The organism is Microbacterium sp. AC215 (assembly GCF_979258645.1).
In genome coordinates this window covers 3458154-3479451 of the sequence record NZ_OZ409869.1, presented here as the reverse complement: position 1 = coordinate 3479451, position 21298 = coordinate 3458154, and the positions used below count along the sequence as shown (strand labels likewise).

Sequence of the window (21298 nt, the reverse complement as noted above, 5' to 3'; positions counted from 1 at the left end):
GGTCGGGCCAAGCGGACGGGTCCTCAGTCGCGGGGCGAGAGGAGGTAGTCGTTCAGCTCGGCCGTCAGGGCGTGATCGACCGGGATGTCGACTCCGTCGACGGCGGTGATCGGGGCGGCGAGGCGGACGCTCGAGACCAGCCATGCGGCATCAGCCCGGGGAAGGTCGGATGCCGGCACTCGGCTGTATTCTGCGACGAGCCCCTTCCCGGCAAGGTAGTCGTAGACGCTCAGCTGCGTCGTGCCGTGCAGGATGCCGCCGTTCGGGGCCGGTGTCACGAAGCGATCCCCGACACGCAGGATCAGCGACGCGGTCGGCGCCTCGAGCACGAAGCCGTCACGCGACAGGAAGATGGCGTCGTCGGCTCCTCGTCGATGCGCCTCGCGAAGCGCCGCCATGTTCACGGCGTAGGAGAGCGTCTTGGCGCCCAGCAGCAGCCACGGTGCTTTCTCGGCCACGTCGAGGTCGTATCCGCGGTCGAGGGTGACGACGCGGATTCCCTGCTCCCGCACAGTCGAGAAGTCGGATGCCGGCGCCGCGGTGACCCAGGCCGTCGGCGTGGGGCCGTGCTCGACGCCTCGGCTGAGGATGAGCTTGATGACGTACTCGCCCTGCTCGCAGTGTGCGGCGGCCCGCTCGATCGCCTGGTGCCACTGCGCCTGGTTGGGAAGCGGCAGATCGCACAGCTGCGCCGAGTGAGTCAACCTCTCGAGATGCGGCACGACCTCCTGCGCATGACCGTCGATCACGCCGATCGACTCGAACACTCCGTCGCCGCGCTGCGTGCTCAGCTCCCCCACGCTGAGCGCCGGAGCGGCCGCATCGACGAGAGTGAAAGTCTCTGCGAAGTCGGAACGGTCGACGTCAGCCGCCGCAGGATCGATCATCAGAGCAAAGCGCCGTGTCATGATCCGAGCCTAGGGCCCCGGGAATAGCTGCAGCATGATCTTGTTACAATGGAGTGGCCGGGCCGCATAACCCCGGGCTCCAATTTTTGCCGCTGCGAGCGGCCTTCCGCCGAGAGGCGTTTTTGCGGCCCGGTCTTTTCATGCCCGGTCGCAGGTCGTGCCCGTCGCGAGTCCGCGAGGGCTCGCGCTCACCCGCACGCGTCCGCTCAGGCGAGGGCTCCGGAACGCCACAGCACAGCGGAGGCCGACAGATCCTGCGCATAGCTGCTCAGCCGCAGGGCGCGGGTGGTGAGCTCACTGGCGCGCGACGGCTCGGTCGGCTCGTAGTCGTCCGCCGTGTGCGTCGCTCCCGAGGCCTGGACCCGGCAGAACGCCGCCGCCCGGTCCAGGGCGACCGCGAAGTCCCCCCGGAACGCGCCACGGAGGATCGTGTCGATCAGCGCGACGAGCTCATCGGGGTTCGCCGGCACCGGCGCCCCGGCGATCACGGCATCCACCGACGCCAGTTCCACCCTGCCGCGCTCGTAGAGCAGGGCGGCGGTCTGCGGGTCGCCGTGGATCGCCAGCTGCAGGATGTAGAGCCGCCAGAGGGCGCCCGGCAGGGTGCGGGACGGTGCCTTCGACCAGAGCTCGGCGATCTCGTCGATGCCGTGCTCATCGGTGAAGGCGACGAGTCTGTCAGCGCTCACACCGCTCTCGTCGGCACGGACACGGGTCAGCAGAGCGGATGCCGTCGCGTGCGCGATGCGCGTCTCCTCGGCGGGATCGTGACTGCCGACGATGTTGTCGAAGGCGCTGGTGGGCCGGCGCACCGGACGGGAGAACTGCTCAGGCATCAGTCCAGGGTACGCGCGATCCGGGAGGTCAGGCTGTCGGAATCACGACGACGGGGTCGGTCGTCGGCAGGCCGGAGGGCGAACCGCCGTCCTGCTCCACCGTGACCGCGATCACGTCGCCTGCCTGCATCTCTCCGGCGAGCACTGCCGTCGCTTCGCCGTCTTCGGCCGCGAACACGCCTGCCGGCACCGGGGTGTCGCCTCGGACGTACCAGAGCTCGTAGGTCTCCCCCTCGGCCAGCGACGGGATGCCGTCGGTCACGAGCACGGACTTGCCGAGAGACGCCGACCAGTGCGCGGTCGCCGTGCCACCGCTCTCGAGAGAGACGCTGGCCTGCTGGGCATCATCGGCCGACTGGATGTCCTCGAGAGCGACGACGCTGGCCGGACGGTTGATGTACGTGTTGATCGCGACAGCGCCCGCTCCCACACCGACGAGCAGTGCGAGGCACGCGGCGAGCGCGAAGAGGAAGCGGAGGCGGTGTGCCGGAGCCTTCGGCGCGGCTTCCCCACCGAGAGCGGTCGGAGCGGAGTCCTCCGCAGGCCCGGCATCCGACGTCTCGTCCGCCAGGGCGTCAGGGGTCGAATCGGCGAACACGATGTCGCCGTTCTGCGGTGTCTCCGCGATCCGTGCGAGCAGCGTCGCGCGGATGTCGGGCGACGGAACCACCGGAGCTGCGCCGTCGGCGAGGAATCCTGCGCTGTCGGCATCCGCATCGACGATGCTCTGCCACTCGGGATGCGCTGCGAGAGCGGCGTGATAGCGCTGCTGGTCATCGGGCGACAGCGCGTCGAGTGCCGCTCCTGCCGCGAGTTCTGCGAATTCCTGCTCGTTCATGCCGTCACCCCCATAGCTGTCCTCAGACGCGAGAGCCCATCTCGCATCCGTGTCTTGATCGTCCCCAGCGGTGCCCCGACGAGCACTGCCACTTCGTTTTGACTGTAACCGCCGTAGTAGGCCAGGACGAGAGCTTCGCGCTGGGCCTCAGGAAGGCCCGAGAGTGCGTGAACGACCTTCTCGCCCTCGATGCCCAGCTCCACCGTCTCCGCGACACTGTCGTGCGCGACTCCGATATCCCTGAACCCGGCTCGCACGTCTCGGTCCGCACTGGACTGGGACGCCCGAACCCGGTCGACCGCACGACGGTGCGCGATCGTCATCACCCAGGTTCTTCCCTGTCCCTTGTTCGGAGCGAACTTCGTAGCGGATTGCCAGATCTCCAAGAAGACTTCCTGAAGCACCTCTTCGCTCTGCGAGCGATTGACGAGAACCCTGAGAATGAGGCCGAAGACACGGGACGACAGACTGTCGTAGAGCTCCGCGAACGCGCGCTGATCGCCGCCGCCGATGCGCAGAAGCAGGTCAGCGACAGCATCCCGAGCCGTACCGTCTTCCGGTACGTCCATTCCGTCGATGACCATCTCTAACAGCATGCCGCATTCACCCCGCTTTCCCGTGCAACCGCCACCCGAAAGTGACGGAAATGAGTCCTCTTAAGTGCGGTTCGTCGAATGATGTTCGCGGCCGACCCCCGGAACGGATTGGATTCGACGACTCGAAAAAAACTTTGCGATTTCTCCCATCCGATCCCGACGGGGCTCCGAACGACTGTCAACGCCACGGAGAGGCCGTGGCAGTGTTCTGAAGGAGCTTGAGATGTTCAGCACCAAGAAGAAGGTCACCGCAGCCATCACCCTCGGCCTTGCGAGCGCATTCCTGCTCTCCGCATGTTCCATGGGCGGCACCACCGAAGAGCCGGCAGAGTCGACGGCCCCCGAGTCGTCCGAGACGATGGCTCCCGAGACCGAGACGATGGACCCGGCCGCCAACCTGGTCGGCCCCGGCTGCGCCGCATACGCAGAGGCTGTGCCCGACGGCGCAGGCTCCGTCGAGGGCATGGCTCTCGACCCGGTCGCCACCGCCGCATCGAACAACCCGCTGCTCACCACGCTGGTGGCGGCAGTCAGCGGACAGCTGAACCCCGACGTCAACCTCGTCGACACGCTCAACGGCGACGAGTTCACCGTCTTCGCTCCGGTCGATGACGCCTTCGCGAAGATCGACCCGGCCACCATCGAGGCTCTCAAGACGGACAGCGCCACGCTGAGCTCGATTCTGACCTACCACGTGATCCCCGGACAGCTGACCCCCGATGAGATCGTCGGAACGCACGCCACCGTGCAGGGTGCAGACGTCGAGGTCACCGGCAGCGGCGACGACCTGATGGTCAACGACGCGACCGTCATCTGCGGTGGAGTCCAGACCGCGAACGCCACCGTGTACCTCGTGGACACGGTTCTGATGCCCCCGGCCGAGTAAGGCCAGGGAACGCCGAGGCGGACACTCGGTAAGCCATCTCACCTCTCGGGGGAGGTCGGTGGGATGGTGCAAGGAGCCGCTGACGACATCGTCGTCAGCGGCTCCTTCTTTGCGCCCTAGACTGGAGGGGCGGGCCTCTAGCTCAGTTGGCAGAGCATCGGACTTTTAATCCGCGGGTCGTGGGTTCGAGCCCCACGGGGCCCACCGTTATCACCGTCGGCCGGATCCGGCCACCCCCTTCACCGCATCCGCATCCTGCGCGAGAGTCGTGGCGTCCCCATCCGGGACATCCACCCCACGAAAGGACGCATCATGGCGACTCTCACCGACAGCCGAGTGGCATTCCTCGCGACAGACGGATTCGAGGACAGCGAGCTGACCAGTCCGTGGGAAGCGGTGCAGGGCGAGGGCGCGAGCGCCACGCTCATCGCACCGGACGGACAGCAGATCACCGGCAAGAACGGTCACGTGCAGCACGTCGACCTCACCTCCGAGAAGGCCACGGCCGACGAGTTCGACGCTCTCGTGCTTCCGGGCGGTGTCGTGAACGCCGACCACCTGCGGCTCGACAAGGCGTCCATCGACCTCGCGCGCTCGTTCTTCGAGCAGCACAAGCCCGTCGCCGTCATCTGCCACGGCGCCTGGATCCTGATCGAGGCCGGCGTGGTCGACGGACGGACGCTGACCAGCTACCCGAGCCTCGCGACCGACCTCCGCAACGCCGGAGCCACCTGGGTCGACGAGGAGGTCGTGGTCGATGCGGGGCTCGTCTCGAGCCGCACGCCCGACGACCTTCCCGCGTTCAACGCGAAGCTGATCGAAGAGGTCGCTGAAGGCAAGCACGCCGAGCAGACCGCGTGATCTGAGCACCGGGCGGTCCGGTGTCAGGCGCCCGCGCGCGCTCGGTGACGCCGGACCGCCGCTCTGTTCGCACAGCGCACCGAGCAGAACCGCTGGCGGCCGTTGCGCGTCACATCGACGACCACGTTCGTGCAGGGCGAGGCCTCGCAGCGCCCGAGTCGATCCATGCCGCGGGTGACCAGGTGCAGCGAGGTTCCGACGGCGAAGATCGCACGGAGGACGTAGGGCAGAGACTGGACGTCGTCGCGGTAGTGCAGGTGCCAGCCTTCGCCGTCGTGGTTCGTGAGGCGAGGGTAGGCCGCCGCCTGGGCCATCTGCGCGTTGAGGATCTCCGCGCGGGCGTCCGGGTCCCGTGCGTCGACGATCGTCAACCAGTCGTCGACCACTTCTCTCACGCGTGCGCGGTCGTCCGCCGCGGGTGGGAACGTCATCGTCATCCCCATCTCGAGTGTGCGCTCCTCGATGCCCGGACGGTCGGCGGGGAAGTCATCGGCGAGGGATGCCGCGAGAAGCACCGCGTATTCTCCGTAAGGGTTGAGATGCATAAGGCCATTACATCACGCTGGAGTCATGACCTCCCTGCACACTCTGCCGATCCCTCACCAGACAGCGAGAATCCACGAGCACGCCTGGACCGCGGACTCCCGGCATCCGACCAGCGAGGGCGTCGTCGTGTACGTCCGCTGCGCTGAGTGCGGCACGCATCGCGTCGATCTCGAGACGCACCCGCAGCGGCCGGCGACGGCCCTCAGCGCCGCGTTCGTCCGGACCCGCCGAGACGAGACATCAGGCCGTGACGATGTCTCCGTTGCGTGGCATCCACGGCTGCTGCCCTGACCGCTGGAAGGCCATCGGGATGCCGCGCGCATCCCGCTCCAGCGTGTCCGACACCTGCAGATGCAGGTGGGGCTCGGTGCTGTTGCCGGAGTTTCCGCAGTCGCCGATCCGATCACCCGGAACGACGAGATCGCCGACCCGCACGGTCACGCTGCCCGCACGTAGGTGCGCCAGCAGTACCAGTCCCCTGTCGCATCTGATGGCGACGTGATTGCCGGCGACAGCCCCCGCGCCCCGACGCACGCGCGAGGGCTGCGTGAGGGCGTATCCGAGAAGGGCACCCACCGAACGACGCGCGACGTGGTCGACCTCGCCGTCATGGACACGGACGACCTCGCCCGACACCGGCGAGAGGATCGAGCGCCCGAAACCGACGAAACCCTCCGGGCTCTCAGTGCGGAGCAGGCTCCGGACCGTGCGCGGCGCGCTGCGCCCGTCCGCGCCCACCGGGACGAAGTCGATCGCATACGAGCTGCCGAACAGCGTCGTGCCGTGGCTCGGAACGCGGGACGCCGGGCTGTTCTGCACCAGCCATCGCCCCGTGAAGGGCAGGGACAGCACCGCCGGCTCCGAGGGAGTCATTCCGTCAGCTCGATGAGCTTGCGCACGGTGCGCGAATTGCGTGCCGTCCCGGCGACGCCGAGCAGCCTATCGAGCACCGCCTTGGTGAGCTTGGTGGTGTGCACGCCTCCCTCGGCGTAGTCGATCCACAGATCGTCGTCGACGAGCGCTATCCGCTCCCCCTGCACGAGCCGCTCCTGCAGGGCGTCGACCGCACCTGCCGACGCGGGGCCCTCGAGGAACATGGCGTGCAGCAGATTCTCGGATGCCCCATGGAACGGCTGGTTCGCGTGCGACCGCACGAGCTGGTCGTGCGTGCGATGGACGACGGGCGTATCGACGCCGAACTCGGTCGCGATCATTGCGCGCACGTCGGCGCAGACCGATCGCGGGTCACTCGGCTGCTCGCAGATGATGTTGCCGCTCGCGATGTAGGTCGAGACCTCCCCCAGCTCGGGCGCGATCAGTTCGCGCAGCCGCGCCATCGGCACCCTGTTGCGGCCCGAGATGTTGACCGCTCGCAGGAGCAGGGCACTGCGGCTCACGCAGCGTCGCTCGCGATGAGCTCGGCGCCTGCGTGTGCGAGCTCTGCGAGGGCTGCCGTGCTCGGCTCCGGAGCGACACCCGCGATCAGGTCGGTGAGGATCCGGACGCGGACTCCGTGTGCGATCGCATCGAGAGCAGAGGCGCGCACGCAGTGGTCTGTGGCGATGCCGACGACGTCGGCCGTGATGACCCCGGCGGCGGTGAGGATCGCTCCGACCGTCTCCCCCGACTCGGTCGCGCCCTCGAACATCGAGTATGCCGGGCGACCCTGCCCTTTGTGCACATGGTGCGTGACGGCATCCGTCACCAGCAGGGGATCGTAATCCGCACCCGGCGTACCCGCGACGCAGTGCACGGGCCAGGTGTCGACGAAATCCGGAACCTCCCCGAAGTGGCCGCCGTTGTCACCCTCGGCGTCGTGCCAATCGCGTGAGGCGACGATGACGTCGTACTCCGATGCATGCACCGCGAGGAAGTCCGAGACCGCGGATGCCACGTCGTCGCCGCCGGTCACGGCCAGCGCCCCGCCCTCGGTGAAGTCGTTCTGGACATCGACGATCAGAAGCGCTCTGCTCATGATCCGAGGGTACGCCGCCCGCGCGCGCCCGCCCAACCCCCGGGAAACCAAAAGGCCCCGGGATGTTGTTCACATCACGGGGCCTGCTGGAGCCGCTTGTCAGAATCGAACTGACGACCTTTTCATTACGAGTGAAATGCTCTGCCGACTGAGCTAAAGCGGCGCGATCATCGATATTACCCGTTCCGGAGCCGCACCGCGAATCGAGCCGACATCACTCGCAGCGGACGTCGCTCTCGGGCACCACGTCGTCGAGCAGGAAGGCCTCCACAGTGCTGTCGACGCAGCTGCTGCCCTTGTTGTATCCGGTGTGCCCTTCGCCCACGCGGGTGATCAGCACGCCCTCTTCGAGCTGCTGAGCGAGCGACTCGGACCACTCGTACGGGGTCGCCGGGTCATTGGTCGTGCCGACCACGAGGATGGGGCCCGCGCCCTCGGCGTTGATCTCGCCCCGGGTGCCGGTCGGCGGATAAGGCCACACCGAGCAGGAGTCGGGTCCGTTCCAGTACGGAGCGATGGTCGGAGCTCCGTCCGCGATCTTCTTCTCGGTCGCCGCCTCGGCGGCAGGATCGTCCTCGACCGGGTAGTCCATGCAGTTGTACGCGCGGAACGCCTCGCTCGAGTTGTCGAGGTACGTGCCGTTCTCGCGACCGTTGTAGAAGTCGGCGAGGAAGAACGCCGTCGTCGGGTCGCCCTGCAGCGCCTCGTCGAGGGCCTGGGTGAGGTACTGCCAGCTGTCCGCCGAGTACAGTGCCGCGATGATGCCGGTCATCAGCGAGTCCGCGCCGAGCATGCGTCCGTCGCCGTTCTCGAGCGGAGCGGCGTCGACACTCGCCAGCAGCGCACCGAGGTCGGCCATCGCCTCGTCGACCGTGCCGGTGAACGGGCACTCCCCCGAGTCGAGGCAGTCCTGCATGTAGGCGCGAAGGGCCGACTCGAATCCGAGCGCCTGGGTCGCGCCGACATCGAGGCCCGAGACGGCAGGGTCGATCGCGCCGTCGAGCACGAGGCGCCCCGCCTTGTCGGGGTAGAGGTCGGCGTACGTCGCACCGAGGAAGGTGCCGTACGAGTAGCCCAGGTAGTTGAGCTGCTTGTCGCCCAGCACCGCACGGATCAGATCCATGTCACGCGCCGCGTTGATCGTCGTCACGTACGGCAGGATGCCACCGCTGTTCGCCTCGCACGCGTCGGCGAACTCCTTGTGCGCATCGAGGAGCTCCGCCTCCCACTCGGCGCTCCCGCGCTTGCCCGCGGGGATCGAGTAGAGGTAGTCGTCCATGCCCGCAGCATCGAAGCACGTCACGGCCGTCGATTCGCCGACGCCGCGGGGATCGAAGCCGATCACGTCGTAGTTCTCGATGAGGGCGGCTCCGACGGCGAAGTCGAGGCTGTCGCGGATGAGTTCGACTCCACTGGCGCCGGGACCGCCCGGGTTGGTCAGCAGCGAGCCCTGAGCCGTTCCCGTCGCCTGGTGGCGCACGACGGAGAGGGTGATCTCTCCCTCCCCCGGGTTCTCCCAGTCGAGCGGCGCGGTCACGTCGGTGCAGTCGAAGCCCGTGCCGCATTCGCTCCAGGTGAGCGTCTGCCCGTAGAACGGCAGCAGGTCGTCGGCGACGCCCTCCGTGTCAGGAGCGTTGGTGGTCGACGGCTTCGGCTCGGCCTGCTCGGGGATCATCGAATACAGACACCCGGAGAGTGCGACCGATGCCGCGGCGAGGCCCGCGATCACAGCGACGGCACGTCGGATGCGGGAAGTCGGTCGATTGTTCACGGTGTCCTCCCGCTCGTGACAGTCACGAGCAAGCTCTCGAGGGCGAGCAGCGGTGCGACATTGCGCTCCAGCGACTGGCGTGTGTCGGCAAGGTGGTCGAGTACGACAAGAGTACGGGTCTCGGGCCAGGCCGCCGCGAGAGCAGCCAGATCCTCACGAAGCTCACGGTTGATCAGCTCGTCGTCCCTGCCGAACTGCAGCATCACGACGTCACGGAACAGCGACTGGAGATCGGTGAGCACCCTGTCGATCCCGTCGCGCAGACTTCGGGTCGCGCGTTTCTTCTGATCGTCTTCCAGGGCTGAGATCTGCGCTCGCAGGGCGGGCGGGACAGCCTGCCCCTCGGCGATCCCGACGGTGCGGAGCAGGGATGCGCGCTCGGCCGCATCGCGCTCGGCAGTGAGCGCCTTGGCGTCGTCCGTGGCCGCCTGGATGATGCGCCCGGCGACCTCGACGGCGTCGTTGACACCGCGAACTCCCAGCACCGACCTCAGGGTCTCGTCGCGGCGGCGACGGGCGGATTCGTCGGTGGCCAGACGCTGGGCCATGCCGATGTGACGCTGTGCGTGGCGGGCGGCCTGCTCGGCGATGGCTTCGTCGACCCCCGTGCGGAGGGTGATCAGACGTGCCACGTCTGCGACATCGGGCTCACGCAGTCGCAGCGAGCGGACGCGGGAGCGGATCGTCGGCAGCAGGTCGGCTTCGCTCGGCGCGCAGAGGATCCAGACGGTCTGCTCGGGCGGCTCCTCGAGCGCCTTCAGGAGCACGTTGGAGGTTCGCTCGACCATGCGGTCGGCATCTTCGACCACGATCACGCGGTAGCGGCCCGCAGAGGGCGCGAAGTACGAGCGCTCGACGAGCGCACGGGCCTCCGCGATCGTGATGATGACCTTGTCGGTGCGCAGGGCCGTCACATCGGGATGTGTTCCCGCGAGGACCTGACGCATGGCCGCCTCGTCGTCCGGGTGATCCGCGACGAGCGCCGCGGCGAAGGCATGCGCGAGGGTGGATCGTCCCGACCCGGGAGGACCCGTGATCAGCCAGGCGTGCGAGAGCGCGGACGGATCGTATGCGGCATTGCGCAGCGTGTCGACCGCGGCATCCTGCCCCCACACGTCGGCCCACGGGAAAGGGGCGGCGACAGTCTGGGGCATGCCCTCAGCCTAATCGGGAGCACCGACGTGCGCGGCACCGCCGGGCGATGTACGCGGCACCGACCGGGTGAAGCCCTGGCCATGACGTGGTCGGGCGCACCGCCGGGCGGATCAGCCGATGAGCGTCGAGACCCGATCGCGGATCTGCTCGGCGATGTTCTCCGGAGTCGCGGCGGCATCGAGAACCAGGAACCGCTCCGGTTCGGCCTGGGCCAGGGCGAGGTACGCGTCGCGGACGCGGGCATGGAACTCGGTCTTCTCGGCTTCGAGCCGGTCGAACGGCTTGTCGGCGGAGTCGAGTCGCACGCGCGCCGACTCGGGATCGAGGTCGAGCAGCACGGTGAGATCGGGAAGCGCTCCCTCGGCTGCCCAGAGCGACAGGTCGCGGATCTCGTCGCCGTCCAACACACGCCCCGCGCCCTGATAGGCGACGGACGAGTCGAGGTAGCGGTCCTGCAGCACGACCTCGCCGCGGGCGAGCGCCGGTCGAACGACGGTCGCGACGTGGTGCGCGCGATCGGCCGCGTAGAGCAGAGCCTCTGCCCGCGGGGCGATGTCGCCGCGATGGTGGAGCACGATGTCGCGGATCAGCTGGCCGACCTCCGACCCACCCGGCTCACGGGTGCGCACGACCGTCCGCCCCGCATCCGTCAGCCACTGCCCGAGCAGGTTCGACTGCGTGGTCTTCCCCGATCCGTCTCCGCCTTCGAGCGTGATCCAGACTCCGGAGTCAGACGTCACGAACCGGCCTTCTTCGCGGCATTCGCGGCACGGGTGGCAGCGGCCTTCTTGGCGGCTGCGGACCGCGCGGCTGCCTTCTCCGCATCGGTCGCGGTCGCCTTCTTCGCGGGCGCCTTCTTCGCGGGCGCCTTCTTCGCCGCGGGCTTCTTCGCCGCGGGCTTCTTCGCCGCGGGCTTCTTGGCCGCACCGCGTTTGGGCGCCGGCCCCTTGGCTCGCTTGTCTGCCAGCATCTGCACCGCGGTCTCGAACGTGATGTCCTCGACCTTCTGGCCCCGCGGAATCGTGACGTTGGTCTCGCCATCGGTGACGTAGGCGCCGAAGCGTCCGTCGCGGATGCGGATCGGCTTGCCGCTCACGGGATCTGCCTCGAACTCGGCGAGCGCGCTGGATGCTCGGCGGGATCCGGCACCGTACTTCGGCTGCGAATAGATCTCGAGGGCCTTCTCGAGGGTCACATCGAAGATCTGCGATTCGCTCTCGAGCGAGCGCGAGTCGGTGCCCTTCTTCAGGTAGGGCCCGAACCGGCCGTTCTGCGCGGTGATCTCCTCGCCGCTCTCCGGGTCGGCTCCCACGACCCGCGGCAGGCTGAGAAGCTGCAGCGCCGTGTCGAGATCGATCGTGTCGACCGACATCGAACGGAACAGCGAAGCGGTGCGCGGCTTCGGCGCGGCATCCTTCTTCGCCCCACGCTTGGGCTTGGGCGCCTCGACGACCTCGCCGGTGGCCTCGTCGACCGCCGCATCTTCAGAGACGGGGTCGTTCTCCTGAACGTAGGGCCCGAATCGGCCGTCCTTGACGACGACGATCTTGCCGTTGTCCGGGTTCGTGCCGAGCACGCGGTCGCCGGCGACCGGCGCATCGATGAGCTCCTGCGCCTTGGCCTCGGTCAGCTCGTCAGGAGCGAGGTCTTCGGGAACGTTGACGATGCGCGGCTTCTCGTCCGGAGCGTCGGGGTTCGCGACCTCGAGGTAGGGTCCGTACTTGCCGAATCGCAGGGTGGCGGTCTCGGTGATCGGCGTGGAGTTGAGCGCACGCGCGTCGATCTCGCCGAGGTTGTCGACGGTCTGGCGCAGTCCGACGTGCGAATCCGAGCCGTAGTAGAAGGAACGCAGCCATTCGACGCGCTTCTGCTCACCGCGGGCGATCGCGTCGAGGTCGTCTTCGAGAGCTGCGGTGAAGTCGTAGTCGATCAGGTCGGCGAAGTGCTCCTCGAGCAGGCGCACGACGCTGAAGGCGAGCCACGTCGGCACGAGAGCCTGGCCGCGCTTGGTGGCGTAGCCGCGATCGATCACGGTGCCGATGATGCTCGCGAACGTCGAAGGGCGGCCGATGCCGTGCTCCTCGAGCGCCTTGACGAGCGATGCCTCGGTGAAGCGCGGCTTCGGGGTCGTGCGGTGCCCCTTCGCCTCGGCATCGGACATCCGCAGGTCATCGCCGACGGCGACCGCAGGGAGCGACTGATTCTCGTCGGCGTCCTTGTCGTTGCGCTTCTCGTCGCGTCCCTCTTCGTACGCCTCGAGGAAGCCCTTGAAGGTGTAGACGGTGCCCGACGCGGTGAACTCGGCCTTCTGCCCGCCGGCGTCGACCGCGATCGTGACGGTCGTGGTCTCGTACTTCGCGTCGGCCATCTGGCTGGCGACGGTGCGCTTCCAGATGAGGTCGTAGAGGCGGTGCTCCTCGCGGTCGAGTTCGGCGGCGACCGACTTCGGGGTGCGGAAGTTCTCACCCGACGGGCGGATGGCCTCGTGCGCCTCCTGGGCGTTCTTGCTCTTCGACTTGTAGACGCGCGGCTTGAGCGGCACGGCGCTGTCGCCGTACAACGCGACGGCCTGGCTGCGAGCGGCCTGCACCGCCTGGGTGCTCAGCGCCACCGAGTCGGTTCGCATATAGGTGATGTAGCCCTTTTCGTAGAGCCGCTGGGCGACGCTCATCGCCTGCTTGGCACTCATGGAGAGCTTTCGTCCGGCCTCCTGCTGCATGGTGGAGGTGGTGAACGGCGCGTATGGGCTGCGGGTGCCGGGCTTCGCCTCGACCTTGGTGACCGTGCCCGTGCCTGCGGCGTCGATCGCCAGCGCGAGGGCCGCCGCCTTGGCCTCGTCGAGGATGATGACGGCCTTCTTGAGCTTGCCGTCGTCGTCGAAGTCGGTGCCTCGGGCGAGCTGACCGCCGTCCACGCGGACCAGACGGACCTTGAATCCGGACGACGAGGACGCGAGCGCCTCGACGTCCCAGTACTCGGCGGACACGAACGCCATGCGCTCGCGCTCACGCTCGACGATCATGCGGGTGGCGGCGGACTGCACTCGGCCGGCAGAGAGACCGGTCTTGACCTTGTACCAGAGCACGGGCGAGACATCCCACCCGTACAGTCGGTCGAGGATACGGCGGGTCTCCTGCGCGTCGACCAGGTCGGTGTCGAGCTCACGCGTGTTGCCGATGGCCGCTTGGATCGCGTCCTTGGTGATCTCGTGGAACACCATCCGCTTGACGGGGACCTTGGGCTTCAGCGTCTCGAGCAGGTGCCACGCGATGGCCTCGCCCTCGCGGTCCTCATCAGTGGCGAGCAGAAGCTCGTCGGCAGTCTTGAGCGCCCGCTTGAGTTCGGCGACGGTCTTCGTCTTGCGATCGGAGACCACGTAATAGGGGTCGAAGTCGTTGTCGACGTCGATCGAGTACTTTCCGTACGCCTGCTTGTCCGCGGCGGGGATGTCCTTCTTGTCTGCGAGGTCGCGAATATGGCCGACCGAGCTGAGCACCTCGTAGCCATCGCCGAGGTACCCCTGGATCGACCGCATCTTCGTCGGAGACTCGACGATGACGAGCTTCTTGCCTTCAGCCAAGGGAGCATCCTTTCTTCGAAGCACACCATACACACCGCCGTGATGGGTTGGTCACAGAGGTCGCCTGCATTTTCGCCGGAAAGTGCCTCGCGCCGCAGTCAGATCCCCTCGGGTGGCCCAGCACGGGCTCGGGAGACGGCAGCGAGTCCAGCGTACTTCGCCTTGACCTGCACGGTCGCCACGAAGCCGTCGACGGCGCATTCGGTGAGTGCTGCACCGGAGGCCGCGGCGACCCGCGCGGCGAGGGTGCACGGGTCGACCGTGACGACGACTGCGCCGCTGGCGGCGTCGGCCGCTGCCAGGGCCGCGGCGTCGGCAGCTCCCGCTGCGCGCTGCGCAGTGACTGCCGCGCCGCCGACGGCGGCGAGTCCGAATGACAGAGTCGCGCCGACCACCAGCACGCCGGCCGCGAGCACCGACCCCGCCATCAGTGCTCCACCTCCACCGTCGAGAACATCAGAGTCCTCCGGCGAGCGCGCAACTCGACGCGCGCACGCCGACCCTCACGAAGCCGCCGACGGTGAAGTCCGTCTCTGCGGACACGCATACGAGATCGCCCGACGTGCTGCTCGACATCGACGCACCGGGCACTGCAGCCGACACCGCACGTGCGGCGGCCCCCTCGCCTTCTCCTCTGCCGAGCAGCCGGGCCGCGTCAGCGGTCGCATCCTGCAGTGCCACCTGACGGGAGGCTGCGCCCAGAGCGCCGGCTCCGAGTAGGAGGACGAGCACGACGGCGGGAACCGCGAGCGCGAGCTCCGCAGTCACGGAGCCGCGCTCGCCTGCACGGGCCGGAGTCATCACGACACCGTCAGTGCCCGACGCACCAGGTCCGTGAGGATGCCACGCACCTCGTCTGACCTCATGATGACGACCAGGAGGCCGGCGAAGGCGACGGCCGCGGCCGTGGGCAGCGAAAGACGTATTTCGTAAGACGACTGATCGCTGCGGGTGCAATCACTGCAACAGTCAATCCTCGCTAGGAGCTCGGGGTTGGGGCCCTGAGTTCTGACGCGTCGACGTCGAGAAGGTGGGTGCATGATCCTGCCAATCGAAGGCAGCTCACAGGCGGCGAGCGTATGGTTGCGTTTGTAACTGCAACGACGTATCTTCGACTCAAAGAACGAAATTGCAGACACGGAACAAGCAAACAAGCAACCAGAGAGCAACCAGAGAGCAGATCATGAAGGCCACGCTTCTCGCACAGTCCAGCTCACCTACCGAGCGACTCCTCTTCGATGAGCAGGTCAAGGAGGAAGCACGCGCAGTCGCAGCCGAGGCCCACGACCGCAAGCTGACTGGCGTCGTTTTGCAGCTTGAGGACGGTAGCCAGATTGAACTGCCCACCGAACTCTCTAGAGCGCTACTTTTCACAGTCCGAGGTCTGACCCAGGGCGATGTTTCGATGCGCGCCATTCCGGACGAACTCACTACCTCCACCGCGGCGTCGATTCTGGGCGTCTCGCGCCCCACCGTCATGAAGCTGATCGAGTCGCAGGCCCTCCCCTCTACAAAGGTGGGCAGCCACCATCGTCTGAACGCGCACGATGTGTTCGCGCTGCGGGAGCAGCGCGAAGCAGAGCGCGAGAGGGCGTTCAATCAACTGCGTGAGATGGACCTGGATCGCGATATCGACTGAGGCAGGCTGCGCCCCCGGCACGGTGTGTACATGCGGGGTCTATCCTCATGACATGGGCCTGGTCTTTGTCGACGCGAACGTCCTCCACAGCAAGACGCTGAGGGACTGGACGCTCCTACTAAGTAAGCACTGCAACCGCTTCGCAGTTGTCTCCTCACAGGACTGCATCGTCGAGGCTCTCGCAAGCATTCGCGAGCGTCACCCTCACCTCGACGGCGGCGCCATCCGACAGATCAGTGAATCCATCGATGGTGCACTCCACGACGTCATCGATAACTGGCCCGGTGGCGCGATCGAAGGTATGCCGGATGAAAAAGACTGGCACGTCGTCCACGCCGCCACTCACGCACAGGTCGAGATTCTCGTCACCGAGAACATGAAAGATTTCGCACCCATCGCGGAGACGCTGCCGTTCGACCTATACACTCCCGACGAGTTGTTTATGCTCATCGCCCACAATGATCCCGAAGCGGTCGAAAATACCACTCGGGAGCAGGTCGACTACTGGCATAAGACCGAGGCTCGTCGAGCTCTGGCGGGGGAGCCCGCGCCCAAGCGGATGAGCGAAGCGCTCCGCGATGCGAGGGCTCTCGAGTTTGCGGACGTGATCGATCAGACTCTCCGCAAGCTCGCCGGCATCCGAGAGGATGCACCGAGTGCAGGCTCCGATGAGTCCGGTACTCCGCGGGCAACAGACCGAGAAGGCGTAGGTATTGCGGGAGGGACTGCCTCTGCTTCGTAGGCCAATCGACCGCTACCTAGAGCGAAGACCTCGTTACGGTGGGTACGGCCACGCATCCCTGAACGGCTGACGATCACCCGCGATCGGCGTGGTCGACGTCCAGACCCTGAAGCTCTTCTTTTCCGGGAGCGTTCGGCGAGTAGCCCGTTATGTTCCCGTGTTTTTCGAGACACTCCATCGGGGGGTCGGGTTGGACGGCGCGAGCGATGGATATCGCTCCCCTATGCACTGCTGGAAAGCACCACCCTCGGCTCCGTGCGGTCGACCTACACTGCGCCCGGCGTATGTTGACGTTGTGGATCCATCAGCACCAAGCACGCTTCGCATGTCCCTTCTCGAGAACGCCTATGACTCATTCGCCGAATCGCTTGACTATGTCGAACGATCATCGTCGGATCTGTCGCGCTGGAAGTTCGCAGTGCTCAATCTTGTGCATGCAACTGAGCTAGTACTGAAGCAGAAGCTCCTAGATGAGCATCCTTTACTTCTCTGGCAAGACGTTGATCGGCCTGGTCGCACGACGGTAAGCCTCGAAAAGTCCATCGATCGGCTGCTGTCTGCGGGCGTTGGGCTTGAGGAGGAGGACACTCGAGCGATCAGGGTCGCGATCAAGTGGCGAAACAGCATCACCCATTACGAGGTCGACCTTGTTGCCTCCGAGGTGCGTGAGAACTACCTGCTCATCTTTGAGTTCCTGGACAAGTTCCATGAGGATCACTTCGATGGGTCGCTCTCGGAACACATACCTGACGCGCATGTTCAGACTGCCATGGACCTGGCGGAGTCGTTCAAGCGAGAGTTCATACAGTTTCGTGGTCGGAGAATGCACCGCATGTGGGCGCGAAAATTGGTCGCTGCTCAACGAGTACCCTCACTCTTTCTCCAAGAAGTCGAGTACCCGCGGTTGCGATGGGGTCACGAGCAGGTGTGGAGCGCAGAGTGGATGCGCGGTGTGTCGCCTTCGCAGTATTGCCGAGACTGCGGTGCAGCGATTGACGAGTATCACGGTCCGGGCTGCGTTCTAGAGGAATGCCCACGCCAAGGAGGGCAACTCTTCGGCTGCGAATGCGAGTGGGAGGCCAGCGAGCTATGGGGATTGGATGACGACGAGTGGCCGGAACAGGAGGATCTTGACTAGCGGCGGGCCACGGGGGCGGAACACCTCCAGGGTTCAATAGGAGCAGTTCCTTCTCCGCCCGGCCAAGCCTCCCGGCGAGAAGCCAAGATCCGCACGGCGTCAGGGGCGCGGCTGGCTTATCCGCTGCACTAGGAGGGGAGAGATGGCTTGCATTCTGGTGGGCGATCCGAACGGCACCATCTGGCGATCGCCCGGCTTAGTGGTTCGTACCGGTCAAAAGGCTTCTTGGGCGATGCGCCGAGCGAGCGTAGTGCTCGGGTCGCGCACCACGCGCACCGCAGAGGGTATGAGATTGGGAGTGTTGCCGTCGAGGTCGACAGCGCGCAGGCGGGCTGGGTATCGGCGCTACGAAAGTAGCGTTCTAGTCTGACGTCCCACGCCGGATAGATGCGATAAGTGGTCTAATCGTCGGTAACGGCCAGACAGGGAAGTAAGAAGGGACTGTGCTGGTGCGAGTGCGTTGCCGGCTCTAACTGGTTACTCTTCCGGAGTCTCAAGTACCTCATCGACGAGCGTGATGCCCCCGGAGCTGTTGGCCGAGTGCATAAGTGCTTCGACCCACTTCACGTTCAGGCGCGGAGCTTCCGGCTCGTCGAAGGTGAATCTCATCGGAATCGATGGGTGGAGCCAGATCGTGCTGCGACCCTCAGGATCGCCCTCTGGGTGTCGCCACGACAGCGTGAAGGACTCCTGACGGCGCAGTTTCGTCGCGATGACGACTTTCAGGTGCGCAAGAGCGCGTTCCTCGATGTGGATGGGATCGTCGGATCCGCCGTAGTGAAGTGTGCCCATCTTGCAGGAGGTCCTTTGCTCGTTGAGCCGTACTGCGCGCGGCGCTCGCGCGGCTCGGCGTTGGGCGCCGTGATGTGTGCGACGGGTTGGAGGTCAGCATCGTCGGACCGCGGGGGAGAGGTTTACACCGTAAGTCTAGCGGTGGCAAGCCCCCTCACTGGCACACGATTGCGTCCTATAACGGTTGCCACCGGTCCGCTTGGGTCGGTCCGCGAAAAGGAGCACTCATGTCGGACAGTTTTGAGACGACCAGCCCGAGCGGCTCGGACGTGCCACCCCAGGGCTCGTCGGGAAAGGTCGATGCGGCGAAGCATGAAGCCGCCGATTTGAAAGACGTTGCGACCGGCCAGGCGAAGGATGTTCTGGGCGCAGCGAAGGAGGAAGCGGCTACCGTTGCGACGGAGGCGAAGGCGCAGGCCAAAGACCTGTTCGCGCAGACACAGCGAGAGTTGACCGAGCAGGCTCACACCCAGCAACAGCGCCTCGCCGGAGGGCTGCGCTCCGTCAGTGACGAGCTCGACACGATGGCCGCGAACTCTGATGGATCAGGGATCGCTGGCGATCTCGTACAGCAGGTGTCCGGGCGTCTGTCCGCTGCAGCTGCCTGGCTGGGAGACCGCGACCCCGGCTCTGTACTGACCGAGGTCAAGCGCTTCGCGCGCCGCAAGCCCGGCACATTCATCCTGGCTGCTGCCGTCGCAGGAATCGTGGTCGGCAGGCTCACCCGCGCTCTTGCCGCGAACGCCTCCGACGCTAAGGACTCGACTTCAACCTCGACCCCAGCTCCCGCACCGAGGGAAGTGCATCCTGACCCCTCGATTCCGGTTCCGGTGGGTTCGATGACGAGTGACGTCAGTGCGACCCCGCTGTACGCCCAGACCGCGTCAACGCGACCGAACATTCTGGAGGGCGATGATGACCGATCCCACACCGTCTGAAGCGAAGGCCGCGTCGACGTCGCTCGGAGAGCTGCTCGGTGAGGTCTCGCGCGACATCTCGAACCTCATGCGACAGGAGGTGGCGCTCGCGAAGGCCGAGCTAAAGGATTCCGCAACGAAATCCGCCAAGGGCGCAGGCCTCATGGGAGCGGCGGGGTACGGCGCCTTGATGGCGGTGTTCTTCCTGTCCGTCGCACTGTGGTGGGCGCTCGGCACGCTGATGGGCGGCGGGTGGGCAGGCGTCGTCGTCGCGGTGCTGTGGGCGGTGATCGCGCTGATCCTGTTCCTGGTGGGTCGCGGTCAGTTCAAGCAGGTGAAAGGTGTTCCGCAGACGGTGGACACCGTGAAAGAGATTCCCGAAACGCTGAAGAGAAATGAGGAGAACCGATGAGTGATTCACCCGATGCGATTCGAGCCGACATCGAGCGGACGCGCGAAGATCTAGGACTCGACGTCGATGCGCTGGCAGACAAAGTATCCCCGTCCAAGATCGTGGATCGACAGATGGGCAAGGTCCGCGGCGTGTTCGGATCGGTCCGTGACCGAGTGATGGGGGCCGCTGATGACACCGGTTCCTCGTTCTCCGACGCGGGGTCTCATCTCGGCGACGTGAAGGATCGCGCAGTCGCGAAAGCCGAGGGCAACCCTCTCGCGGTCGGTCTGATCGCGTTCGGCATCGGCCTCGTGGCCGCGTCACTTGTGCCCGCGTCGACCAAGGAGAAAGACCTCGCGGCCACCGTGAAAGACCAGGCGCAGCCGCTCGTCGATGAGGTCACCGACGTCGCGAAAGAGGTTGGCGAGCACCTGAAAGAGCCTGCGCAGGCGTCCGTCGCGGCCGTGAAGGACTCGGCTCAGGACTCGGTCTCGGCAGTCAAGGACGAAGCGCAGACCGCAGCGCACGAGGTCAAGGATCAGGCGCAGCAGGCACGCGAGCACATCGCGGACAACTAACCCTCCCCAGGTCGGGCGGACCCATCCCGCGGGCAAATGGGGTGGGTCCGCCCTCACGATGAAGGAACCACCATGTCCCGTCCCGCATCCACCAGCGACCACCACGCCCCCGATCCCGAAGCGGCAGGCAAGCCGGATTCGCCGGACGATCTGCACAAGCGGTCCTGGAGGTACGTGCTGCAGAAGACGATCCGCGAGTTCTCGTCTGACCAGTGCACAGACATCGCCGCTGCACTGACGTACTACGCGGTGCTCTCGATCTTCCCCGGCCTCATCGCGATCTTCTCGCTCCTCGGCGTCTTCGGGCAGGGTCAGGCTGCAAGCGACGCCGTCCTCGGCATCGTCGAGCAGGTGGCTCCCGGCGACACCGCCGACACCATCCGCGGACCCATCGAGCAGATCTCGGGGTCACCGGCAGCGGGATTCGCGTTGATCACCGGAATCGTGCTGGCGATCTGGTCCGCATCCGGGTATGTGGCGGCGTTCAGCCGGGCGATGAACCGCATCTACGAGATCGAAGAGGGGCGGCCCTTCTGGAAGTTGAAGCCCGCTCAACTGCTGGTCACCATCATCGCCATCGTGCTGCTCGTGATCGCCGCCATCATCCTCGTCGTGTCGGGACCCGTCACCGAAGCACTGGGCAGCGCTCTCGGGCTCGGAGAGGTCCCCCAGACAATCTGGTCCATCGTGAAGTGGCCGGTGCTCGCGTCCATCGTCGTACTCATTGTGGCGATCCTCTACTACGCGACTCCCAACGCGAAGCAGCCGAAGTTCCGGTGGATCAGCATCGGCGCGCTCATCGCCATCGTCGTCCTCGTGCTGGGCACGGTCGGCTTCGGGCTGTATGTCGCCAACTTCTCCAACTACGACCGCACCTACGGGTCCCTCGCCGGCATCATCATCTTCCTGCTGTGGCTGTGGATCGCGAACCTCGCGCTGCTGTTCGGGGCGGAGTTCGACGCAGAACTCGAGCGTGGTCGTCAACTGCAGGCAGGTATCGCGGCGGAAGAGGACATCCAACTGCCCCCGCGCGACACTCGCAAGAGCGACAAGACGGCCAAGAAGGAGCAAGAGGACATCGAAGAAGGCCGCAAGATCCGCGCCGGCATGAGCGCCGAGAAGACGGACGACAGCGACTGACCCGGT

General features: G+C 66.3%; 24 protein-coding genes, 2 tRNA genes and 1 pseudogene. 10 read left to right on the top strand and 17 right to left on the bottom strand.

Annotation, left to right across the window (positions count from 1 at the left end):
* Positions 1-23 precede the first annotated feature (23 nt).
* From ACZZZF_RS16950 to sigK, 4 genes are all read right to left on the bottom strand, one after another.
* Positions 24-908 carry an aminodeoxychorismate lyase gene (locus tag ACZZZF_RS16950; protein ID WP_072591615.1) on the bottom strand — a complete coding sequence of 295 codons (885 nt, stop codon included), beginning with the start codon at positions 906-908 and terminating at the stop codon, positions 24-26.
* A 206-nt stretch (positions 909-1114) separates the two neighbouring features.
* Positions 1115-1744, bottom strand: coding sequence for a hypothetical protein (locus ACZZZF_RS16945; protein WP_053097335.1), 630 nt, complete (start codon positions 1742-1744; stop codon positions 1115-1117).
* Positions 1745-1772: 28 nt separating this feature from the next.
* Positions 1773-2582, bottom strand: a complete 810-nt coding sequence (locus ACZZZF_RS16940) for an anti-sigma factor (protein WP_463499678.1) — start codon at positions 2580-2582, stop codon at positions 1773-1775.
* Positions 2579-3178 (bottom strand): ECF RNA polymerase sigma factor SigK, encoded by a 600-nt coding sequence (gene sigK / locus ACZZZF_RS16935; protein ID WP_187250573.1) that lies wholly within the window; start codon positions 3176-3178, stop codon positions 2579-2581. The genes ACZZZF_RS16940 and sigK overlap by 4 nt, the downstream gene beginning before the upstream one ends.
* A gap of 223 nt (positions 3179-3401) precedes the next feature.
* Between sigK and ACZZZF_RS16930 the strand changes: the two genes are divergently transcribed.
* The 3 genes from ACZZZF_RS16930 (at position 3402) to ACZZZF_RS16920 (ending at position 4925) form a co-directional block, all read left to right on the top strand.
* Positions 3402-4064 carry a fasciclin domain-containing protein gene (locus ACZZZF_RS16930; protein WP_053097339.1) on the top strand — a complete coding sequence of 221 codons (663 nt, stop codon included), beginning with the start codon at positions 3402-3404 and terminating at the stop codon, positions 4062-4064.
* Between the two features lie 131 nt (positions 4065-4195).
* Positions 4196-4268: transfer RNA gene (locus ACZZZF_RS16925), tRNA-Lys, on the top strand.
* 108 nt (positions 4269-4376) lie between these two features.
* Positions 4377-4925 (top strand): type 1 glutamine amidotransferase domain-containing protein, encoded by a 549-nt coding sequence (locus ACZZZF_RS16920; RefSeq protein WP_053097341.1) that lies wholly within the window; start codon positions 4377-4379, stop codon positions 4923-4925.
* A gap of 23 nt (positions 4926-4948) precedes the next feature.
* Here ACZZZF_RS16920 and ACZZZF_RS16915 read toward each other — a convergent pair whose 3' ends face one another.
* The 12 genes and pseudogenes from ACZZZF_RS16915 to ACZZZF_RS16860 form a co-directional block, all read right to left on the bottom strand.
* Positions 4949-5470: a CGNR zinc finger domain-containing protein gene (locus ACZZZF_RS16915; protein ID WP_056279871.1), complete on the bottom strand. Its 522-nt coding sequence runs from the start codon at positions 5468-5470 to the stop codon at positions 4949-4951.
* Between the two features lie 241 nt (positions 5471-5711).
* Entirely contained in the window at positions 5712-6344 is a 633-nt protein-coding gene (locus tag ACZZZF_RS16910; protein ID WP_463499675.1) for a M23 family metallopeptidase, read from the bottom strand.
* Complete coding sequence (locus ACZZZF_RS16905) at positions 6341-6868, bottom strand: DUF1697 domain-containing protein (RefSeq protein WP_463499673.1); 528 nt, start codon at positions 6866-6868, stop codon at positions 6341-6343. Before ACZZZF_RS16905 ends, ACZZZF_RS16910 begins: the two co-directional genes overlap by 4 nt.
* Complete coding sequence (locus tag ACZZZF_RS16900) at positions 6865-7446, bottom strand: isochorismatase family protein (protein WP_463499670.1); 582 nt, start codon at positions 7444-7446, stop codon at positions 6865-6867. The genes ACZZZF_RS16905 and ACZZZF_RS16900 overlap by 4 nt, the downstream gene beginning before the upstream one ends.
* Before the next feature lie 87 nt (positions 7447-7533).
* Positions 7534-7609 (bottom strand) — tRNA-Thr (locus ACZZZF_RS16895).
* Positions 7610-7660: 51 nt separating this feature from the next.
* On the bottom strand, positions 7661-9217 hold the full coding sequence (locus tag ACZZZF_RS16890; RefSeq protein WP_363521350.1) for an alpha/beta hydrolase: 1557 nt from the start codon (positions 9215-9217) through the stop codon (positions 7661-7663).
* Complete coding sequence (locus ACZZZF_RS16885; protein WP_056279862.1) at positions 9214-10371, bottom strand: DNA polymerase III subunit delta'; 1158 nt, start codon at positions 10369-10371, stop codon at positions 9214-9216. Before ACZZZF_RS16885 ends, ACZZZF_RS16890 begins: the two co-directional genes overlap by 4 nt.
* Positions 10372-10482: 111 nt before the next feature.
* Entirely contained in the window at positions 10483-11112 is a 630-nt protein-coding gene (tmk, locus tag ACZZZF_RS16880; protein WP_056279859.1) for a dTMP kinase, read from the bottom strand.
* Positions 11109-13952, bottom strand: a complete 2844-nt coding sequence (topA, locus tag ACZZZF_RS16875; RefSeq protein WP_463499668.1) for a type I DNA topoisomerase — start codon at positions 13950-13952, stop codon at positions 11109-11111. The genes tmk and topA overlap by 4 nt, the downstream gene beginning before the upstream one ends.
* Before the next feature lie 98 nt (positions 13953-14050).
* A complete protein-coding gene (locus ACZZZF_RS16870; protein ID WP_056279855.1) occupies positions 14051-14380 on the bottom strand; it encodes an Rv3654c family TadE-like protein in 330 nt (109 codons plus the stop codon).
* 28 nt (positions 14381-14408) lie between these two features.
* On the bottom strand, positions 14409-14753 hold the full coding sequence (locus ACZZZF_RS16865) for a TadE family type IV pilus minor pilin (protein ID WP_463499665.1): 345 nt from the start codon (positions 14751-14753) through the stop codon (positions 14409-14411).
* Positions 14753-14860 (bottom strand): annotated as a pseudogene (locus ACZZZF_RS16860) (DUF4244 domain-containing protein); the annotation flags it as partial. The gene ACZZZF_RS16865 and the pseudogene ACZZZF_RS16860, both read right to left, overlap by 1 nt.
* A gap of 275 nt (positions 14861-15135) precedes the next feature.
* Between ACZZZF_RS16860 and ACZZZF_RS16855 the strand changes: the two are divergent.
* The 3 genes from ACZZZF_RS16855 (at position 15136) to ACZZZF_RS16845 (ending at position 17471) form a co-directional block, all read left to right on the top strand.
* Complete coding sequence (locus ACZZZF_RS16855; protein ID WP_400865666.1) at positions 15136-15591, top strand: excisionase family DNA-binding protein; 456 nt, start codon at positions 15136-15138, stop codon at positions 15589-15591.
* A gap of 52 nt (positions 15592-15643) precedes the next feature.
* Entirely contained in the window at positions 15644-16333 is a 690-nt protein-coding gene (locus ACZZZF_RS16850) for a hypothetical protein (RefSeq protein WP_400865663.1), read from the top strand.
* A gap of 325 nt (positions 16334-16658) precedes the next feature.
* Positions 16659-17471 carry a hypothetical protein gene (locus ACZZZF_RS16845; RefSeq protein WP_400865660.1) on the top strand — a complete coding sequence of 271 codons (813 nt, stop codon included), beginning with the start codon at positions 16659-16661 and terminating at the stop codon, positions 17469-17471.
* 477 nt (positions 17472-17948) lie between these two features.
* On the opposite strand, the gene ACZZZF_RS16840 is transcribed toward ACZZZF_RS16845, so the two are convergent.
* Positions 17949-18263, bottom strand: a complete 315-nt coding sequence (locus ACZZZF_RS16840; RefSeq protein WP_230101250.1) for a DUF7882 family protein — start codon at positions 18261-18263, stop codon at positions 17949-17951.
* 227 nt (positions 18264-18490) lie between these two features.
* Here ACZZZF_RS16840 and ACZZZF_RS16835 point away from each other — a divergent pair, with 227 nt between their 5' ends.
* The 4 genes from ACZZZF_RS16835 to ACZZZF_RS16820 all read left to right on the top strand — a co-directional run bounded on the left by ACZZZF_RS16835 (position 18491) and on the right by ACZZZF_RS16820 (position 21292).
* Positions 18491-19201 (top strand): hypothetical protein, encoded by a 711-nt coding sequence (locus ACZZZF_RS16835; protein ID WP_463499662.1) that lies wholly within the window; start codon positions 18491-18493, stop codon positions 19199-19201.
* Positions 19179-19592: a phage holin family protein gene (locus tag ACZZZF_RS16830; RefSeq protein ID WP_400865654.1), complete on the top strand. Its 414-nt coding sequence runs from the start codon at positions 19179-19181 to the stop codon at positions 19590-19592. Before ACZZZF_RS16835 ends, ACZZZF_RS16830 begins: the two co-directional genes overlap by 23 nt.
* Complete coding sequence (locus tag ACZZZF_RS16825) at positions 19589-20152, top strand: DUF3618 domain-containing protein (protein ID WP_400865651.1); 564 nt, start codon at positions 19589-19591, stop codon at positions 20150-20152. The genes ACZZZF_RS16830 and ACZZZF_RS16825 overlap by 4 nt, the downstream gene beginning before the upstream one ends.
* A gap of 72 nt (positions 20153-20224) precedes the next feature.
* Complete coding sequence (locus ACZZZF_RS16820) at positions 20225-21292, top strand: YihY/virulence factor BrkB family protein (protein WP_463499660.1); 1068 nt, start codon at positions 20225-20227, stop codon at positions 21290-21292.
* Positions 21293-21298 lie beyond the last annotated feature (6 nt).

Coding starts and splice junctions, on each gene's coding strand:
- ACZZZF_RS16950 (WP_072591615.1), bottom strand. CDS start 908: ATGACACGGCGCTTTGCTCTGATGATCGATCCTGCGGCGGCTGACGTC.
- ACZZZF_RS16945 (WP_053097335.1), bottom strand. CDS start 1,744: ATGCCTGAGCAGTTCTCCCGTCCGGTGCGCCGGCCCACCAGCGCCTTC.
- ACZZZF_RS16940 (WP_463499678.1), bottom strand. CDS start 2,582: ATGAACGAGCAGGAATTCGCAGAACTCGCGGCAGGAGCGGCACTCGAC.
- sigK (WP_187250573.1), bottom strand. CDS start 3,178: ATGCTGTTAGAGATGGTCATCGACGGAATGGACGTACCGGAAGACGGT.
- ACZZZF_RS16930 (WP_053097339.1), top strand. CDS start 3,402: ATGTTCAGCACCAAGAAGAAGGTCACCGCAGCCATCACCCTCGGCCTT.
- ACZZZF_RS16920 (WP_053097341.1), top strand. CDS start 4,377: ATGGCGACTCTCACCGACAGCCGAGTGGCATTCCTCGCGACAGACGGA.
- ACZZZF_RS16915 (WP_056279871.1), bottom strand. CDS start 5,470: ATGCATCTCAACCCTTACGGAGAATACGCGGTGCTTCTCGCGGCATCC.
- ACZZZF_RS16910 (WP_463499675.1), bottom strand. CDS start 6,344: ATGACTCCCTCGGAGCCGGCGGTGCTGTCCCTGCCCTTCACGGGGCGA.
- ACZZZF_RS16900 (WP_463499670.1), bottom strand. CDS start 7,446: ATGAGCAGAGCGCTTCTGATCGTCGATGTCCAGAACGACTTCACCGAG.
- ACZZZF_RS16885 (WP_056279862.1), bottom strand. CDS start 10,371: ATGCCCCAGACTGTCGCCGCCCCTTTCCCGTGGGCCGACGTGTGGGGG.
- ACZZZF_RS16870 (WP_056279855.1), bottom strand. CDS start 14,380: ATGGCGGGGTCGGTGCTCGCGGCCGGCGTGCTGGTGGTCGGCGCGACT.
- ACZZZF_RS16865 (WP_463499665.1), bottom strand. CDS start 14,753: ATGACTCCGGCCCGTGCAGGCGAGCGCGGCTCCGTGACTGCGGAGCTC.
- ACZZZF_RS16855 (WP_400865666.1), top strand. CDS start 15,136: ATGAAGGCCACGCTTCTCGCACAGTCCAGCTCACCTACCGAGCGACTC.
- ACZZZF_RS16850 (WP_400865663.1), top strand. CDS start 15,644: ATGGGCCTGGTCTTTGTCGACGCGAACGTCCTCCACAGCAAGACGCTG.
- ACZZZF_RS16845 (WP_400865660.1), top strand. CDS start 16,659: ATGTCCCTTCTCGAGAACGCCTATGACTCATTCGCCGAATCGCTTGAC.
- ACZZZF_RS16840 (WP_230101250.1), bottom strand. CDS start 18,263: ATGGGCACACTTCACTACGGCGGATCCGACGATCCCATCCACATCGAG.
- ACZZZF_RS16835 (WP_463499662.1), top strand. CDS start 18,491: ATGTCGGACAGTTTTGAGACGACCAGCCCGAGCGGCTCGGACGTGCCA.
- ACZZZF_RS16830 (WP_400865654.1), top strand. CDS start 19,179: ATGACCGATCCCACACCGTCTGAAGCGAAGGCCGCGTCGACGTCGCTC.
- ACZZZF_RS16825 (WP_400865651.1), top strand. CDS start 19,589: ATGAGTGATTCACCCGATGCGATTCGAGCCGACATCGAGCGGACGCGC.
- ACZZZF_RS16820 (WP_463499660.1), top strand. CDS start 20,225: ATGTCCCGTCCCGCATCCACCAGCGACCACCACGCCCCCGATCCCGAA.